The sequence below is a fragment of the uncultured Winogradskyella sp. genome, from assembly GCF_947498345.1.
Lineage (GTDB): Bacteria > Bacteroidota > Bacteroidia > Flavobacteriales > Flavobacteriaceae > Winogradskyella.
Genome location: NZ_CANMJY010000001.1, coordinates 324,027 through 341,377 on the forward strand (window position 1 = coordinate 324,027; position 17,351 = coordinate 341,377).

The 17,351-nt window shown below is 33.4% G+C and carries 16 protein-coding genes; 9 read left to right on the forward strand and 7 right to left on the reverse strand.

Going from position 1 to position 17,351, the window contains the following annotated elements:
• The first annotated feature begins 81 nt into the window (after positions 1-81).
• From trkA to Q0912_RS01435, 7 genes are all read left to right on the forward strand, one after another.
• Positions 82-1,431: a Trk system potassium transporter TrkA gene (trkA, locus tag Q0912_RS01405; protein ID WP_299111199.1), complete on the forward strand. Its 1,350-nt coding sequence runs from the start codon at positions 82-84 to the stop codon at positions 1,429-1,431.
• A 12-nt stretch (positions 1,432-1,443) separates the two neighbouring features.
• On the forward strand, positions 1,444-2,937 hold the full coding sequence (locus Q0912_RS01410; RefSeq protein ID WP_299111201.1) for a potassium transporter TrkG: 1,494 nt from the start codon (positions 1,444-1,446) through the stop codon (positions 2,935-2,937).
• A gap of 53 nt (positions 2,938-2,990) precedes the next feature.
• On the forward strand, positions 2,991-3,557 hold the full coding sequence (locus Q0912_RS01415) for a hypothetical protein (protein WP_299111205.1): 567 nt from the start codon (positions 2,991-2,993) through the stop codon (positions 3,555-3,557).
• A 45-nt stretch (positions 3,558-3,602) separates the two neighbouring features.
• Entirely contained in the window at positions 3,603-4,988 is a 1,386-nt protein-coding gene (locus Q0912_RS01420; RefSeq protein WP_299111208.1) for a DUF5723 family protein, read from the forward strand.
• Positions 4,989-5,153: 165 nt separating this feature from the next.
• Positions 5,154-5,402 (forward strand): hypothetical protein, encoded by a 249-nt coding sequence (locus Q0912_RS01425; RefSeq protein ID WP_299111210.1) that lies wholly within the window; start codon positions 5,154-5,156, stop codon positions 5,400-5,402.
• A 130-nt stretch (positions 5,403-5,532) separates the two neighbouring features.
• Positions 5,533-5,781: a hypothetical protein gene (locus tag Q0912_RS01430; protein ID WP_299111212.1), complete on the forward strand. Its 249-nt coding sequence runs from the start codon at positions 5,533-5,535 to the stop codon at positions 5,779-5,781.
• Between the two features lie 33 nt (positions 5,782-5,814).
• Positions 5,815-6,075, forward strand: coding sequence for a hypothetical protein (locus tag Q0912_RS01435; RefSeq protein ID WP_299111214.1), 261 nt, complete (start codon positions 5,815-5,817; stop codon positions 6,073-6,075).
• A gap of 67 nt (positions 6,076-6,142) precedes the next feature.
• On the opposite strand, the gene Q0912_RS01440 is transcribed toward Q0912_RS01435, so the two are convergent.
• Positions 6,143-7,327, reverse strand: coding sequence for a pyridoxal phosphate-dependent aminotransferase (locus tag Q0912_RS01440; protein WP_299111218.1), 1,185 nt, complete (start codon positions 7,325-7,327; stop codon positions 6,143-6,145).
• Positions 7,328-7,346: 19 nt separating this feature from the next.
• Positions 7,347-8,447 carry an acyl-CoA desaturase gene (locus Q0912_RS01445; RefSeq protein ID WP_299111220.1) on the reverse strand — a complete coding sequence of 367 codons (1,101 nt, stop codon included), beginning with the start codon at positions 8,445-8,447 and terminating at the stop codon, positions 7,347-7,349.
• Between the two features lie 142 nt (positions 8,448-8,589).
• Between Q0912_RS01445 and rsmG the strand changes: the two genes are divergently transcribed.
• Positions 8,590-9,219: a 16S rRNA (guanine(527)-N(7))-methyltransferase RsmG gene (gene rsmG / locus Q0912_RS01450; RefSeq protein ID WP_299111222.1), complete on the forward strand. Its 630-nt coding sequence runs from the start codon at positions 8,590-8,592 to the stop codon at positions 9,217-9,219.
• A 58-nt stretch (positions 9,220-9,277) separates the two neighbouring features.
• Here rsmG and Q0912_RS01455 read toward each other — a convergent pair whose 3' ends face one another.
• The 4 genes from Q0912_RS01455 to Q0912_RS01470 all read right to left on the reverse strand — a co-directional run bounded on the left by Q0912_RS01455 (position 9,278) and on the right by Q0912_RS01470 (position 14,355).
• Positions 9,278-10,012, reverse strand: coding sequence for a T9SS type A sorting domain-containing protein (locus Q0912_RS01455; RefSeq protein ID WP_299111224.1), 735 nt, complete (start codon positions 10,010-10,012; stop codon positions 9,278-9,280).
• Positions 10,013-10,149: 137 nt separating this feature from the next.
• Positions 10,150-12,057 carry an Omp28-related outer membrane protein gene (locus Q0912_RS01460; RefSeq protein WP_299111227.1) on the reverse strand — a complete coding sequence of 636 codons (1,908 nt, stop codon included), beginning with the start codon at positions 12,055-12,057 and terminating at the stop codon, positions 10,150-10,152.
• 115 nt (positions 12,058-12,172) lie between these two features.
• Entirely contained in the window at positions 12,173-13,822 is a 1,650-nt protein-coding gene (locus Q0912_RS01465; RefSeq protein WP_299111229.1) for a DUF6029 family protein, read from the reverse strand.
• A 47-nt stretch (positions 13,823-13,869) separates the two neighbouring features.
• Complete coding sequence (locus Q0912_RS01470; RefSeq protein WP_299111232.1) at positions 13,870-14,355, reverse strand: TlpA disulfide reductase family protein; 486 nt, start codon at positions 14,353-14,355, stop codon at positions 13,870-13,872.
• Positions 14,356-14,457: 102 nt separating this feature from the next.
• Here Q0912_RS01470 and Q0912_RS01475 point away from each other — a divergent pair, with 102 nt between their 5' ends.
• Complete coding sequence (locus Q0912_RS01475; protein WP_299111235.1) at positions 14,458-15,513, forward strand: Omp28-related outer membrane protein; 1,056 nt, start codon at positions 14,458-14,460, stop codon at positions 15,511-15,513.
• Between the two features lie 66 nt (positions 15,514-15,579).
• On the opposite strand, the gene Q0912_RS01480 is transcribed toward Q0912_RS01475, so the two are convergent.
• Positions 15,580-17,274, reverse strand: coding sequence for a T9SS type A sorting domain-containing protein (locus Q0912_RS01480; protein WP_299111238.1), 1,695 nt, complete (start codon positions 17,272-17,274; stop codon positions 15,580-15,582).
• Positions 17,275-17,351: the final 77 nt, after the last annotated feature.

Here is a 17,351-nt window from a genome sequence, read left to right on the forward strand (position 1 = left end):
TTAGTTATTGATTGTAATTTTAAATCTTTACAACTTTAAGTACTTATAACTATATTTGCATGTTTATTTCAACAATTCACGATGAAAATAATTATCGCAGGTGCAGGAGAGGTAGGATTTCATTTAGCAAAATTATTATCCTACGAGTCGCAAGAGATAACTCTAATTGATACAACTAAAGATAGTCTTTCTTATGCTGGAGAGCATTTAGATATAAAGACCATAAAAGGAGATGCTACATCTATTGCTATACTTAGAGAGGCACGTATTGATACAGCAGCACTTTTTATAGCTGTCACCTCTTCTGAGACTACTAATATTACAGCGAGTGTTTTAGCAAAACAGCTTGGTGCTCAGCGTACTATTGCTCGTATTTCTAATACGGAATTTATTGACGAAAAGGAAACTATAGGATTTTCGCAGTTTGGAATTGATGAACTAATTTCACCAGAATCTTTAGCAGCATCAGAAATTGAGTTATTACTCAACCAATATGGATTTAATGATACGTACGAGTTTGAAGAAGGTGCACTTACTATGCTGGGATTACGTCTATCCAGAACAGCTACTTTTGTAGGTAAAACGGTTAAGGAAGCTGCAGAACTATATTCAGAATTACATTTTATACCAATCGCCATTCAGCGTTATGCTACGCAATATACCATTATTCCAAGGGGAGATACACAATTTAAGGAAGGTGATAAAGTGGTGTTTATGACCTCAAAAGGAGGTGATGCAGAATTATTTGAACTCTCAGGTAAAGTAAAAGCTGAAATTAAGAATGTAATGATTCTTGGTGGTAGTAAAATTGGTTATAAAACCGCTCGAGATCTATGCGAAAGTAAATTCAATGTAAAGTTGGTTGAGAGTAAAAAACCTATAGCCGAGGATCTTGCCGATCGTTTGCCAAATGCTTTGGTGATTTGTGGTGATGGTAGAAATGTTGAGATTTTACAAGAAGAGCATATCTCCGAAATGGATGCCTTTATTTCGGTAACAGGTAATTCTGAAACCAATATTATGTCGTGTCTTTTGGCAAAATCTAAAGGTGTGAAGAAGACCATTGCTTTGGTAGAGAATATGGATTATTACCAGCTATCTCAGTCTATTGGTATTGATACACTTATCAATAAAAAACTATTGGCAGCTAATAATATCTTTAGATATATTAGAAAAGGTGAAGTGGTAGCTATGACCAAATTAACCAATATGAATGCCGAACTTTTAGAGTTTGTGGTAAAGCCAAATTCTAAAATAACAAATAAACTTATTAAAGATTTGAACTTTCCAAGATCGGCCATTTTCGGAGGTGTAATAAGAGAAGGAAAAGGTATGATTCCACTTGGAAGTTTTAAAATTGAAGCAGGTGACCGTGTTGTTGTTTGTTGTTTACCACGTTCAATTTCTGAAGTAGAAGCATTTTTCTCATAAGCTATGTCTGCAATGAAGCTTAATTATAAAATCATTTTCCATTTTTTTGGATTGCTACTATTGTTTAATGGTGGTTTTATGATGGTTGCCACATTAATAAGTCTAATTTATAAAGACGGTGTTACGTTAGAATTATTTTTAGCGGGTTTAGCTACATTGATACTAGGTGGTATTGCAATGTATGGCACTAAAAAGCATAGAAAAGAAATGAACAAACGCGAAGGTTATATTGTAGTAGCCTTTGGTTGGATTGTAATGTCGCTTACAGGGACATTACCTTATTTAGCAACAGAAGCAATTCCTTCATTTACAAATGCTTTTTTTGAAACCATGTCTGGTTACACTACTACGGGAGCCAGCATTTTAAACGATATTGAAATATTGCCAGAAGGTGTACTGTTTTGGAGAAGTACAACGCATTGGATAGGTGGTATGGGAATTATTGTTCTTGCTATTGCTATCTTACCTTTGCTTGGAGTAGGTGGTATGCAGTTATTTGCAGCCGAAGCTCCTGGTCCAGGTGGAGATAAGCTTCATCCAAGAATTACTGACACAGCAAAACGTTTATGGTTAATCTATTTTGGATATACTATTGCGGAAACCCTATTGCTTCAAATAGCAGGAATGTCATTTTTTGATGCTATTAACCATGCGTTAAGTACTTTATCTACCGGAGGCTTTTCTACCAAAAATGCAAGTATTGCCCATTGGAATGATAGCCCAGCTATACAATATATTATCATCTTTTTTATGTTTTTAGCAGGTACTAATTTTGTACTGAGTTACTACCTTTTTAAAGGTAATGTTGTTAAAATTGTAAAAGACGACGAGTTTAAACTTTACTTTAGGTTTATTGCCGCATTTACCATTATCGCAGCACTTTTAATTTATTTTAAAGCCGATGTATCTCAATCTTCGATTGCTCATCCCATGGTATTAGGAGAAGGGGAAAGTGCTATAAGACATGGTCTGTTTCAAGTCTTAGCTATAGTTACTACTACGGGTTTTGTAACGGCAGATTATACTTTATGGACACCATTTTTAACGGTCTTTTTCTTTGGCTTAATGTTTTTAGGTGGATCTGCTGGTAGTACATCTGGAGGTGTAAAGGTAGTACGCCATTTGATATTGATAAAAAACGGTTTCTTAGAGTTTAAACGTGCTTTGCATCCTAATGCGATATTACCAGTTCGATATAATACCAAATCAATTTCAAAGGATATCGTATTTAATATATTAGGTTTCTTTATTCTATATATGCTATCCTTTATTATTGGGGCTTTGGTGTTTTCTATGTTCAATATAGATTTTGAATCCGCTATAGGGCTTTCTGCTTCAAGTTTAGGGAACGTGGGACCAGCTCTTGGTGATTTTGGACCTGTAAATAATTATGCGACATTGCCAACTTTAGGAAAATGGTGGTCGTCTTTTTTAATGCTTATTGGTAGATTAGAATTATTTACAGTACTCATATTATTGACTCCTTTCTTTTGGAGAAATAGATAGCTGCAATATTTTTTTTGTATAAATCGTTATTTTAGTACGTAACCTAGTTTTTTATGCAAAAGAGAAAGATATATTCAATTCTATATAGTTTTATAATATTAATGATAACATCTTGTGTTAAAGATGTTGATTTTGATCAAGCTGATGATTTTTCATTAACTCCAGTTTTAGCAGCTAGTGTGGTATACACTAATGTTGAAGCATCTCGTTTTTCTGAAAACGGAATGGAGCTAGAAACGGTTAGCGATACTATAGCAAACATAGAAATCTTTACAGATGACTTTGTTATAGACAACTTAGTAAAGGCAGAACTGATTTTTGAAGCTACAAATTCTATCAATCGAACCTTTGGTTTACAAGTCGATTTTTTGAATGAAATAGATGAAATTCAGCATTCATTTTTATTTGATGCCTCCCCTTCTCCTTTAGGTGATGAGGTATTGACTGAATATATAGAGGTGTTTGAAGATGTTACTCTCGAAGCACTTAAAATGACCAGAAAAATGATAATTACTTTGAGGCTTTACCCAAGCAATGACGGATCATCTTTAGATGAGGACTCTGCAGGCGAGATTGGATTAAAATCCAGAGGTACTTTTTATCTTAACCTAAGCCTATAGTATATGTTTGGCAATAGGCTAATTTATATAATCCTGATATTTGCCATGCATTATTCTTTTACTCAGAATAAACAACTTTTATTTGGGTTTAATGATATTCCGCAATCAGTTATGGTTAATCCTAGCACTACACTAGACAACAATTGGTTTGTGGGTTTTCCCTTATTATCTCATTTTCATGTAAATTTTGGCTCCTCAGGTATGAGTGCTTTTGATCTTTTTGCAGATGATGGAAGAGATTTTAATTCTAAGTTGCAAAGCCTTATTTTTCGGTTAGATGATAACGACTTTTTTACAGCAACTCAAAGTTTAGATGTGTTTTCTGGAGGATTTGCTTTTGGAAAGGGTATAGAAAAAGACAGGTATTTATCTTTTGGTATGTATATAGAAACAGATGTTATTGCTTATTATCCAAAAGATTATGCCATTTTAGCTTATGAAGGTAATGCTTCAAATATTGGGCGTGTATTTGATTTGAGTGACTTAAATGTAAGAGGGGAAGTAGTTTCTGTCTTTCATGTAGGAATAACGAAGAAAGTAAATAATAAACTTACTGTCGGAGCAAGAGGGAAAATTTATTCTAGTATTTTCAATATCAATTCAACAGAAAATAGAGGAACGTTTACTACCCAAGTAGGGCAAAACAATTTGCTTAGTCATACTTTTAATTTAGACCTTTCTGTTAACACTTCTGGTATAGGTAGCCTTATAGATGATGATAATTCTGATATTTCTAATGATATAAAAACATTGAGAAGACGGTTACTTTTCGGTGGTAATTTAGGCTTGGGATTAGATTTTGGGTTTACATATGAAGCTTCAGAGCAACTAGTATTTGAAGGTAGTCTATTGGATTTTGGGTTTATTAGACATAACAAAGATTTAGAAAATTACTCACTCAGTGGTAGTTATGTGTATGAAGGGATAAATCCACTTTTTCCAGAGATGCCCGATGGACAAACTGCTGAAGACTATTGGGATGAGGTTGCTGATAATTTCGAGGAATTATTTGAAGTTGATTCTACAAAAACAAAATATACAACATGGCGACCTGTAAAGCTTAATGCTGCCGTGAGGTATAAATTTGGCAAGAAAAATAGTAAAGACTGTAATTGTCTTGCTGAAGATGGCGGCTATTTAAATGCTGTTGGCGCTCAGTTGTATGCAATAAAAAGACCTAAAGCACCACAATTAGCTTTAACAGCATTTTACTACAGAAGGGTTTTTAATGATCTAAGCGTTAAAGCAACTTATACTATAGATTCTTTTTCATTTACTAATATGGGTTTTGGTCTTTCAACAGATATAGGACCTTTAAATTTTTATCTTTTAGCAGATAATTTGTTAGAATACCAAAATATAGCAAAAGCACAGAGTGCTTCACTTCAATTTGGACTTAATTTGGTGTTTGGGAAAGGTCAAAAACAATAAATTTTCAACTTTTTTTATTTTATTTTAAAATTTAGCTAGCCTATAATTTTACTGATACTTTTTGATTTTAATGTCTTCGATGTTAGGCTATAGTTGCAATACAGCTTGTAACATTTTTAATTATTGCACGTCATATTAGCGTAACCAACTAAAAAAACATTAATCATGGAATTAGTATTAAATCAAGAATTAGAAACTGTACCAGAACCCATTGCGGTATCTCATTACACAACCAATGGATTGTTAAATTCAAATTACAAATCTATTGTAAAGCACAACTTTAGCAAGTCAACTACAAAATCTGTATTTGGTATTAGACAACGTCTAAAGTCTTCGCAATTTAATATGGTAAATCATACAGGAATAATTTTAAAATTATCTGTTTTTGCCATGGTCCTGATCGCTATATTCTAATAGCATAGACTATTCACTTTTTTGATCTTTAACTGACACTTTTATAGTGTCTTTTATCAATAAGTAGCATATTCTATATATGTTACTATTATACACTATTGTCTTTACTTAACTTTAAAATGCAGAAATTATGCCTTCTAATTCAATGAATGTAATCAACTTTAATAGAAACCAACTTCCTCAACGAGACAGGTTTGTTAATAGACTTGGTGGATATAACTCAGACAAAAAAACAGAGTATAATTTGCCTAAAGCTACAACAAAGCAACTCAAAGAGATTGCTAGGCGATTAAAAGAAGAGCGAAAGATTAGAATGATTAAAGTTGTTACATTAACGATTATTCTGTTTTTGGGATTAGTTTTTACTATTCTTTATTAATCTTTGGGTATTATCTTATTAAAATAAATATTTATGCCACTTGGGGAGTCGATGATTAGCACCATAAAGAGTAACAAGAACATAATGCTTGATAAATCTAAACGATTTAGAAAGACATTAGGTGGTTATAATAAAAATAGAAAGATTGAATATAATTTACCAAATGCAACACCAGAGCAACTGACAGAAATTAGGCAAAGACTAAAAAAAGAAAACGAAGCACTTTGGATTAAAGCAACAGTTTTATCAATCCTAATAATTATCGTTTTGGCTTGGGTGCTATTTGCATCATAACAGAAAAGCTCTAACGTAATATTTTACGGCAGAGCTTTTCTTTTAAAAAAGACGATTGATGTGTTAATTAACATAACGTATTTTTTATCCTTTTAATAGCTTCTTTAATATGATCTTGTGAAGCTGCATAAGAAATTCGTATGCAATTAGGATCACCAAAAGCTTCACCTGTTACTGTAGCTACATTCGCTTCTTCTAATAAAAATAAAGCCATGTCAGAAGCATTAGTAATAGTTTTTCCTTTTATGGTTTTTCCAAAATAAGCAGATACATCTGGGAATACGTAGAAAGCCCCTTCGGGTTCATTGGCTTTAAAGCCTTCAACTTCCTCAAGCAAACCTAATATAAGTTTGCGACGCACTTTAAACTCATCAACCATATACTGAATGCGAGAAGGGTCTGCTTCTAATGCGGTTATTACTGCGCGTTGCCCAATACAATTGGCACCACTTGTAACTTGACCTTGCATTTTATTACAAGCTCTGGCTATTTTGTCTGGTGCTCCAATATACCCAATTCTCCAACCTGTCATAGCAAATGCTTTTGAGACTCCGTTTACCGTAATGGTTCTGTCAAACATATCATCAAATTGCGCCATACTATAATGGCCGCCAATAAAATTAATATGTTCATAGATTTCATCAGAGACTACATATATGTTTGGGTATTTTTGCAAAACATCTGCAATAGCTCTTAATTCATCTTTACTATAAACAGAACCACTAGGATTACAAGGCGAGCTGTACCAAATCATTTTGGTTTTTGGTGTTATAGCAGCTTCAAGTTGCTCTGCTGTCATTTTAAAGTCATTCGTAATGTCTGTTTTCACTTCTACAGGAATACCTCCATTAAGCTTAACTATGTCACTGTAACTTACCCAATAAGGGCATGGTAAAATAACTTCATCTCCAATGTTTAGCATTACAGATGCTATATTAAATAAGGCTTGTTTTGCTCCTGTAGAGACTACGATATTTTGTCTAGAATAGCTTAGGTCATTATCGCGTTTAAACTTAGTAATAATAGCATCTTTTAAATCCACATAACCATCAACGGGAGTGTAGCTATTATAGTTTTGATTTATAGCTTCAATAGCAGCTTCTTTAACAAAATCTGGAGTATTAAAGTCGGGTTCGCCTAAGCTTAGTCCAATAATGTCTTTGCCTTCTGCACGTAATTCTCTAGCTTTAGCAGCCATAGCTAATGTAGCTGAAGTCGATAGATTATTAATTCTATCCGAAAGTTGGTTCATGAGGTATATAATAATAGAATTATGCTTGCATAGCTGGTCGCATTCCCATTTCTTTTAAAAATCTGAAATGTGCAGCTATCGCTTTTCTTGTGGTTTCGTACTCTTTGTAAGGTAAATTAAATTCTTTAGCAGTATCCTTAACGATTTTTGCAATTTTTCCATAATGGATATGACTTATATGCGGAAAAATATGATGTTCCACCTGATGATTTAAACCACCAGTGTACCAATTTACCAACCAGTTTTTAGCTCCAAAATTAACGGTTGTTTTTAACTGATGAATAGCCCATGTATTCTTCATAGTACCGTCTTTAGCAGGTAAGTGCATTTCTGCTTCGTCCATAACATGTGCTAATTGAAAAACAACACTTAATATAAGACCTGCTACATAATGCATAATTAAGAAGCCAATTAAAACCTCATACCACGCCAAATCGGTTAAGACTATAGGTAATACAATCCACATAGAAACATATAATATCTTAGAAATGACCAATTTGCTCCAGTTTATTACTGGGTTTGGTAGTTTTCCATAAGATAATTTACGCTTCATATAACGTTTCATCTGCTGAAAATCTGTAGTAATAGCCCAATTGATGGTCAGCAGACCATAAAGCAATATAGAATAGTAATGCTGAAATTTATGATGTTTATGCCACTCTGCATGTTTAGAAAAACGTAATATTCTTCCAGCTTCCAAATCCTCATCATGACCGTGAATATTAGTATAAGTATGATGAAGTACATTGTGTTGTACTTTCCAATTATAGACGTTTCCTGCTAATATGTATATGCTACTTCCCATTAAACGATTAATCCATTCCTTATTGGAGAATGATCCATGATTACCATCGTGCATAACATTCATACCAACACCTGCCATACCAATTCCCATAACTATGGTTAAAAGAATTTGAGCCCAAGTAGGAATATTTAATGTTAACAATAAAAAATAAGGTGTTAAAAACAAGGCAAACATTACAATGGTTTTTACCCAAAGTTGCCAATTCCCTGTACGTTTAATATTGTTTTCCTTAAAATAATTGTTGACGCGTTTGTTTAATGTTCTAAAAAACTTTGCTGAGTCAGCTCTTGAGAAGGATAAGGTTTGTTGTACCATATATTCAATTTTTATGTTATAACGTATGAGGATTTAATACAGTATAACGAGGCAAATATACTTAATAATTAAAATGAAGCATTATATGATAACGTTAATTTATCCACATTAAAATAATGTATTTTTGAAAAAATTATAATAGATGGATTTAATTCTAAAATATTTTCCGGATTTATCCCAAAATCAAATTAAACAATTCGAAGCTTTAGAAGCTTTGTATAGAGATTGGAACTCTAAGATAAATGTAGTTTCTCGTAAAGATATTGATGAGTTATACTTAAGGCATGTGCTTCATTCTTTGGGGATTGCTCAGGTAATTAAATTTACTGATGGCTCTTCAATTTTAGACGTAGGTACTGGAGGTGGGTTTCCTGGTGTGCCTTTGGCAATTATGTTTCCAAACTGCAAGTTTCATTTAGTAGATAGTATCAATAAAAAACTAAAAGTTATTAATGCTGTTTGTGAAGCTATAGAATTAAACAATGTTAAAACCACACATAGTAGAGTAGAAGCCATAGATGATACCTGCGATTTTATAGTTAGTAGAGCTGTTACTGCGATGCCAGAATTTACAAAATGGATAAAAGGCAAAATTGCTAAAAGGCAACAAAATGAACTCAGAAACGGAATTCTTTACCTTAAGGGTGGTGATTTAACTGAGGAGCTTAAACAATATTCTAATGTTAAAGCTTACTTACTTTCTGATTATTTTGATGAAGACTTTTTTAAAACCAAGAAAGTAATTTATTTACCACTTAAGTATAAAAATTAGGTGATAAAAAAACCGTTTGAAATTTTTCAAACGGTTTTTTTATCATGTAAAGTAGATGTTACTCCACTACGATTTTTTTGATTAAAGTCTTACCAGCATCATTTCTAAAGCGAATGATATAAAGTTGAGGAGATAAATCAGATACATTAATTTTTGATTCACCTAAATCAACTTTAACGTTCTTAACTTTTTTACCAAGTATATCGTAAAACTCAGCTGTTAATTTTTGACTAGATGATACATTAAGTACATCTTTTACTTGAGTAGGGAATACTTCTAAAGAGGTAAATTCTTCTTCGTCTTCAATACTTAAATTTGGGTCAAAATTGTATGTTACACTTAAAGGTGTGCCAATTTCAACTCCACCTGCATCAAAAGCCTGAAATCTAAAAGTCCAGCTCATAGCTGTTGTTGTAGTTGATGGGTTTTGATTCCAAAAATTATTACCAATACTATTGGTTGCACCAGATGGTATCATTGCTGCAGTGTTTGGATATCCACTGTTTAAAGCTACACTATTTAAACAAACACCTGCAAAACATAATTGAAAATTAGAACCATCAGTATTTGTAAGATTATCTACGAAAATTCTCATGTATATAGCCTCAGATGAGGTATTAGTAACACTAAATTTCCAATTACATGGATCATTAAAACCACAACCTGCTTCAGAAAAAGCTATAGTTTGTCCATCAGTTACGACACTGTCGTCACTTTTATCTTTTACTTCAAATTGTGCATGAGACACAAATAAGAAAAAAGAAAAGCAAAAAAAGAGTAATGTTTTTTTCATAGTCTATATGTTTTATCGAATTGGGTTTTATTTTAAAAAATAATCTATAAACTTATTCAAAGATAGGCTTTTTAAAACAATATGAAAAAGGGAAGCCTATTTTAGAAACTTCCCTTAATGTGTTTTTTGTAATAAAATTACTTGTTTACAATAAATTTAGTACTGTAAGACGCACTACCATCATTAATATTCATAATGTAATGACCGGCATTTAGTTGATTTACAGGTAGCTCTATGTTTTGATTACCAAATAAGCCTTCATAAGATTTATTGATTACTGTTCTTCCTAACATATCAGTAACAGTAATTTTGTAATCACCATTACTAGCATCAAAAGCAACATTAATTAAGTCTTTTGCTGGATTAGGATAAATCTTTATAGAGTCAATCCCAGATACTTCTTCAACACTTAATGCTTGTGTTACAGAACTTTGGGCAGCACTTACGATACTACCATCATTAGGGTCAATTACAACCACAACAATATGCATATTATCCTGATCACTTGTTGAAGGTATTGTATAGTTAAAGTCATAAGATACAGTATCACCTGCATTTATAACGGTTGGTATAGAGCCTGCCTGTCCGTTAAACCCACCTAATAGAGCTCTTCCTACGTGGTTGTAAACCATTTGTGAAGCTGGTACAGGATCTGGTAAACTTTCGTAACCTCCCATAGGGCCGTTAGCACCACCAGAATAATAATTTACATGAGCGTAGCCATTAGATGTCCCTGTAACACCATCTTCAGTAATTATTACACCTAATCTAAGATTAGCATTAGAGAAGTTGGTGAAAAAATTAGCTTTAGCAGAAATTGTAAGGTTATTTCCAACTTGAGAAGCACTAGCAGACAAATTTAAAGGTACTACTTCATTTATTTGAGTATTATATGCTCCTTGTAATGAAGCTTGACCTGGATCGACACCAACTAGTTTTCTGTCAACACCAGAATTAGGCCAACCTGTACCAATAACATTGACTAAGGCAGTGTCATATTCGGCAACTGTCATTGGATCGCCATTATGTACAGCTATAGCAACTACGGTGTTTGGATACGTTGAAGACATGTAATCTAAACCAACGGTTCCTCTTGGGCACCACCCACACCATGTACCAGTAGATTCTTCAATAAGAACGGCCTTAGTACCAGATTGTGTCATGGTATTAAAAGGAATCATTAATGAGTTGTCTGCAGGATTGTTATCTGCACCACCATTAATGGCGGTAATTGTTACTGTTATAGTATTGCCAACAGCAGATGAATAGTTAACCAAATCTGGGTGATCTACATTTACAGTCGCACCACCAGCAATATTAACTGGTATTGTAGCCGTATTAGTTGTAGTGCCGTCATTCCAAACGGCCTCCAAAGATGTTATTGTATTTCCACCCATGTTAGTTACAACCATTTCTAAAGTGTAATCCGTGTTTACAAGACCATATCTTGGTAAATTAACATCAGCTAGAGCAACATCGTCGTCATTAAAAGTTCTTACGACTACGTCATCAATGTTAAGTCTAAATTGATCACTAACATTATGGTGTCTAAAAGCAACATAAATTGTTTGGCCTACAAAAGAGGTGACGTCAATGTTTCTACTAACGTACCCTGCAGATGGGCCAATAATTTCATTAAATGAAGTTGACGAAGCACCAAGTGTTGCTATATCAGATGCTGTAGCGACATAAACCGTATAATTTTCATTAGCCCAATCTTGATCTTGTGCATAAGCTTTCCATTCTAAAAAAACATTTCCTGTTGCACTAGTTAAATCTATGGCTGGTGATACCATCCAATTATCTGGGAATAAAACTTCACCAGCTGGTGGTGTAGGTATCCACGAAGCAGATGTAGCGTGCTCTTCTTGTACGCCGTCATCTAAATCGGCATTATACCAATTATTGCCATCACCATCAGAATCTGTTAATGTCCAACTGTCTAAATTTCCTGATGAGAAATCATCAGAAAAGTAAGTTTGTGCTGTAGCAAATTGCGTACAAAAGAAACTTAGCGTTAGTAATAGAGTAATTTTTTTAATCATGCTTTTTAATTGATTAGTTAATATTTTCTTAAAAGTGCTTGAAGATAATTAATTGCAAAAAAAAAAACGGTATTTAGAGATAAATACCGTTCAAATACATTTTTATCGGATAAACTTAAAAAGCCACGGTTAAATTGGCACTCAAACCTGTATTTTCTGGTACAAATCGACAAACACCACCAATACAAATTAATCCACCACGTTGTCTTCCATAGTTAAGGCCCAATCTTGTATTACCTTTACTATAACTACCACCTATACTGTAGTAATGTATTTCATTGAAGCCTTCATAATTCCAATTGTCTGCAGCATATACCGCAAGACTAGTTGAGAAGTTATACTCTATAACAGCGGCAGCCCAATTTTTTCTGTCATCTTCACTCCATAAATGCTGAGCAACAAATCGAGCAGCTTTGCCATCTTCAAATCTTCGCGTAGCTTCAATAACAGCAATGTTAGAAGTGAAAGTTGTATTGCCCAATGGTCCACCTTCTACAATACCTTTGTCAATAATTACATTTTGAAACGTAAAGGCAGAGTTCCATTTTTTAGACCATTTTTTCTTAACTTCAAGATTAAAATCTCTAAACAATTGACGACCTTGTCCTATAAACTTCGCTTTGTACCATCTATTTTCAATATTATACTCAGCATCTAAGCCACCCCAATATGAAAAGTTTGCCGATAACTTAGTGCCATATTTACCACCTAGACCTGTACCTTTCTTGAAAGTATAGAAGAAATCTATCTGTCCACCAACTTCACCTGCACGTTGATCAAAAGACTCAATGATTAATCTAGGTTGAGGGTTATAAACATAGATGTTTGTTAGTAAGTAATCTTGTTGTTTGGTGAGTCCGGGTACATAATTAATCACTTGTTGGTTAAAGATGTTTCCTTCTGCTAATCGGTCTGAGAAAAAACTAAAGTTTTCTAATCTTCTAAATGTAGCGTTTACTCCAATACCTTTTTTAGCATAACCAGCATTTACTTGTAATGCAGTACCATCGTATAATTTATTTGAAGAAATCACGCCTTCATTTGCAATAACATCAGGGTCTTTAATAATAGCTTCAGCACCTGCGTAAAAATCTCCAATTATGAAATCTAATCGTCCTCCATAAGCACCAACATTAGTGGGGATTGCTTCAACACCATTTGTGTCTTGATTGCGACCAACATAACTTAAGCCCATCTGTATATCTACTTTATCTATCTTTAGGGCATTACTAAGATTTATCTCGGCATCTAGTCCTTGAATTGTACCTTCTGATTCTTCAAAACCATAACGTTGCCTGCCAAAAACAGCTTTGAGATCAATATCTTCTGTTAGGTTAACTTTTATGTTTAAACCTTTTATAGCATTATTTAAACCTAATTGACGGTCTTCCCAGGACCGTAATATTAATCCACTACCAAACTGTTCATAGAAATAACCACCAGTAATATCTAATTTCTCGTCTTTATAATTTACATAATAGGTTGCAATTCCATTTTGGCCATCAAAAATTGGGTCGTAACCCAATAACGCAGAGGGTAGATAAGACTCAAACTGCATACCTGCTGTGAATTTTCCTAGATTGTAATTAAGTAGAACATAGTTGTTGGCTCTAAACTGATCCTCGGGTGCTAAGAAATTTATGCCTTCATCTGTTTGAAGCCATTGCGAATTAGATTCTAATCCTCCATAAAAATAACCTGTTTCCTGAGCATTGCTAAATTGAAAATTATACAATAGAAGGGTTAGAAAAATTAATTTTTTCATATTGATTTAGTTAGTCGTTAGTAGTAATTAATAAGAGAGAAGTTGATTTATTTACTAAGCTCTTTAATTTTTTTGTATAATTCCATTTCAGCACCAGGACTATAACCAGAATGCTCATATACAATTTTATTGTCTTTAACTAGAACTGTTAATGGAATACTTGAAGCATTAAGAGCACGTTTTAAATCGTTATTGGTATCTAATAGAATTGTATAGTCCCAATCTTTTCCATTAACCATGGATTTTACACGCTTAACAGTTCTGCTATCGTCAACCGAAACAGCAATTAATTTTACATTAGTCTCTTCTTGCCATTCTTCATAGATATCATTGATTGCATCTAATTCTTTAAGGCAAGGTACGCACCATGTTGCCCATAATGAAATTATAGTAATACCGTCTTTATTTGTTGCATCCTCAATAGCAATAGCTTTGCCATCTAAGGTTTTTAAATCTATACTTGGGAGATCGTTTTGTGCTAAGCTAGAAAGACAGTAAAGTCCTAAACATAGTGTGAATAGTAAATTTTTCATAATAAATTTTTGTAAATAGGTTCACAATATTAGTTAAATTTTTCACAAATGCACAGCAGTTGTAAAAATTAATTATTTTAGCAAAAAAATAATTACACTGCTATGATAACAAAAAGAATACCAAATATTGCTTTGTTACTTTTATTGGTGCTTAGCTTTTCTTGTAGTAAAACTGAAGAGAATGTGCCTTTGACAACACCTACTGCTGAAATCACAGTAGATAAATTGGTAAGAAAAGCATCATTAAGAAACCAAGAGATTCCATTTAAAATTATCAATGAAGCAGGTGTAGATGTAACTGCATTAGCAACGTTTTATGTTGATGGAGAGCCTATTGATGGCTCAATATTTTCTTCGAGTACTATAGGTGAATTCGAAGTTTATGGTGTATATATGGAAGATGGAGTAGAGATAACTACAAATACAGAACCTTTTAGTGTTATAATACCTAAGCGTAAAGTTGTTATTGAGGATTATACTGGAACTTGGTGTGGGTTTTGCCCTAGAGTAGCTGGAGCAATTTCAGACTTACACGAAATAACTGACGATATTACTGTTGTTGCTATTCATGAAACAGCGAATAGTTTTCCAGATCCAATGCATTTTGATCAGGTACAATTATTAAAAGATATATTTGGTGTTGAAGGCTTCCCTGCAGCACGAGTTAATAGATCTAATAATTGGCCGATGCCTCACCCTATTTCTGATGTTACTAGTATGGCTGGATTAGATACTAACTTGTCTATAGCATTAAACTCAGAATTGACAGGTAACGAATTGTTAGTGCAAGTTAATGTTGTATATGAGGAAGGATCTGTTCAAGGAGATAAGTTAGTAGTTTATTTGATTGAAAACGGTATTATTTATGGACAAGTAAATTACTACAATCAAGATACTACAAGTCCATTCTATAATATGGGTGATCCTATCCCGGATTTTGAACATAATGAAGTTTTAAGAAAATCATTATCTAGCCTTTTAGGAGATACTATACCTAGTACTGAAGCCTTAAACGAGTATATAACATCATTTACAATTAATCTTCCATCAGAGTATGTAAGGGATAATTTAAGTGTTGTTGCTATGGTTGTTGATTCTAATAATGAAGCTAAAAATTCGCAATATGCTCATATTGAAGAAGATAAACCTTATCAATAGTAGTGATAAAGTCTACTTAATTTAAAAACCTGAGTTATTTAACTCAGGTTTTTTTAATTATATGTATTATTTGTTGACTAAAAATTTAGTTGTAAAGACAGAGTTGTCAGTGCCAGTAATATTTAAAATATAAAAACCAGAAGCTAAATCTACTGGAATAGATGTTTTGTTACTTAACATGATTGTAGTTTTAAAAATCATTTTCCCTGTGACATCTGCAATACTAATATTTGCATTAGTATTTGTTATACTAGAAAGTAATATTAATTCATTGTTTACAGGATTTTTTTCAAGTTTAAATGTATACGCATTGACATCAATTGTACTAAGAGGTGGAGTTAATATCTCTGTTAAAGCAAAAGCAACATTGTCTTCTGTTAATTGTACGTGTGGTTCATTATCGTCTGGTAAAAATGTGTTATCAAACGGTGTTATATTTGTTGTTGCTCTACCTGCTAAATCTATACCGTGGTGCCAATCAATTTCATCATCAGTAATTTCTAAAGCTAAAGCGCTTACAGAAGGAATAAAACTAAACTTATCTATCTGTAATGCATTTAAAAAGTCTGCCGCAGTACCTCCACCTGAAGCAATATCGCCAGTCAATGCTGCCAAATCAAATAATCCACCAGGTGCAGAATCTATGCCGTCAGAGAAAGGGAATGCTTCACTATCAGCTTCAGAGCCCGCAACTTCTACACTAAAAACTGATATAGAAATAGCGCTGACTAAAGATGTCACTCCAGCTGCTGGTGTAAAATTAATATCAACGTCAACAACTGCAGTAAATGGGCCAGCAGGCACGCTAAAACTATCATCAATAACTGTGTAACCATTAGTTACCGTAGGACCACTAGTACCCATAGCAAAATAAGAACTATTTATACCACTTCCATTTATAATAGCTACATTTCTTGTGTTTTCAGGAAAACCAGAGGAATTAAAACTATTAATGTTACTTTCAAATTGTATTCTGAAAGGATGTGATTGTGGTAAGGTTAGTGTCGCATCAAAGTCAACATCACTACCTGGCTGAAGGTGTGCTTCAAAATGATCCACTAAAAGTTGTCTTGCGGCAGGTGATTTTAAGAAGGAATCAATAAGTGGTTCTACTTCGGCGATTGGTTGTGTGTCATTATTAGCTAAAAAATTCAACTGATGCTGTAAGCCAATAGGAACATTAGCACCATGATGTGGAGAATCAAAAGATATATATAATCTTGTATCTGCATCTAAGGTGTTTGCTTCCATGTAGTTTAAGGCATAGCGCGATATTAATCCTCCCATACTTGGACCAATAATTACATTCTGTTCTGGACTATTTGCTGCTTTAGCTGTATTGATAATGTCTAAAAGCTCAATCAGTAACATAGCGTTACGTTCTATAAAATCTGTACCGCCATCAATAGTTGCACCATCCGCAGTTCTAACATAAACAGGAAAGTTTAAAATAACAACATCAAAATCCTCAGCTCTAACTAAATCTGCTAAATTCTGAGTGCCCGAAGTACCTGCAAAATCTAATAGACTGTATAAACCAGGAATATCTCTTGAGTCGGCTGGATCAAAACCATCTACCAAAATGATAGGTTTATTTAAAACGCCATCTGCGCCTAAAAATATTTCATATTCACCCTCACCAGGATAATTGGTTGCCTCACCGTAAGCTGATAAATCTGGCGTAATACCTGAAGTAAATGAGGTTTGCGCTACTATTATACAGGGTAAAAACAATAAAATTAGAAAGTAATGTTTTTTCATAGAAAGATATGATTACGTTAATATGACTGAAAAGATACGAAGTTTAGCACTTTAATTTAACTTTTTTGATACCATTT

Coding starts and splice junctions, on each gene's coding strand:
- trkA (WP_299111199.1), top strand. CDS start 82: ATGAAAATAATTATCGCAGGTGCAGGAGAGGTAGGATTTCATTTAGCA.
- Q0912_RS01410 (WP_299111201.1), top strand. CDS start 1,444: ATGAAGCTTAATTATAAAATCATTTTCCATTTTTTTGGATTGCTACTA.
- Q0912_RS01415 (WP_299111205.1), top strand. CDS start 2,991: ATGCAAAAGAGAAAGATATATTCAATTCTATATAGTTTTATAATATTA.
- Q0912_RS01420 (WP_299111208.1), top strand. CDS start 3,603: ATGCATTATTCTTTTACTCAGAATAAACAACTTTTATTTGGGTTTAAT.
- Q0912_RS01425 (WP_299111210.1), top strand. CDS start 5,154: ATGGAATTAGTATTAAATCAAGAATTAGAAACTGTACCAGAACCCATT.
- Q0912_RS01430 (WP_299111212.1), top strand. CDS start 5,533: ATGCCTTCTAATTCAATGAATGTAATCAACTTTAATAGAAACCAACTT.
- Q0912_RS01435 (WP_299111214.1), top strand. CDS start 5,815: ATGCCACTTGGGGAGTCGATGATTAGCACCATAAAGAGTAACAAGAAC.
- Q0912_RS01440 (WP_299111218.1), bottom strand. CDS start 7,327: ATGAACCAACTTTCGGATAGAATTAATAATCTATCGACTTCAGCTACA.
- Q0912_RS01445 (WP_299111220.1), bottom strand. CDS start 8,447: ATGGTACAACAAACCTTATCCTTCTCAAGAGCTGACTCAGCAAAGTTT.
- rsmG (WP_299111222.1), top strand. CDS start 8,590: ATGGATTTAATTCTAAAATATTTTCCGGATTTATCCCAAAATCAAATT.
- Q0912_RS01455 (WP_299111224.1), bottom strand. CDS start 10,012: ATGAAAAAAACATTACTCTTTTTTTGCTTTTCTTTTTTCTTATTTGTG.
- Q0912_RS01460 (WP_299111227.1), bottom strand. CDS start 12,057: ATGATTAAAAAAATTACTCTATTACTAACGCTAAGTTTCTTTTGTACG.
- Q0912_RS01465 (WP_299111229.1), bottom strand. CDS start 13,822: ATGAAAAAATTAATTTTTCTAACCCTTCTATTGTATAATTTTCAATTT.
- Q0912_RS01470 (WP_299111232.1), bottom strand. CDS start 14,355: ATGAAAAATTTACTATTCACACTATGTTTAGGACTTTACTGTCTTTCT.
- Q0912_RS01475 (WP_299111235.1), top strand. CDS start 14,458: ATGATAACAAAAAGAATACCAAATATTGCTTTGTTACTTTTATTGGTG.
- Q0912_RS01480 (WP_299111238.1), bottom strand. CDS start 17,274: ATGAAAAAACATTACTTTCTAATTTTATTGTTTTTACCCTGTATAATA.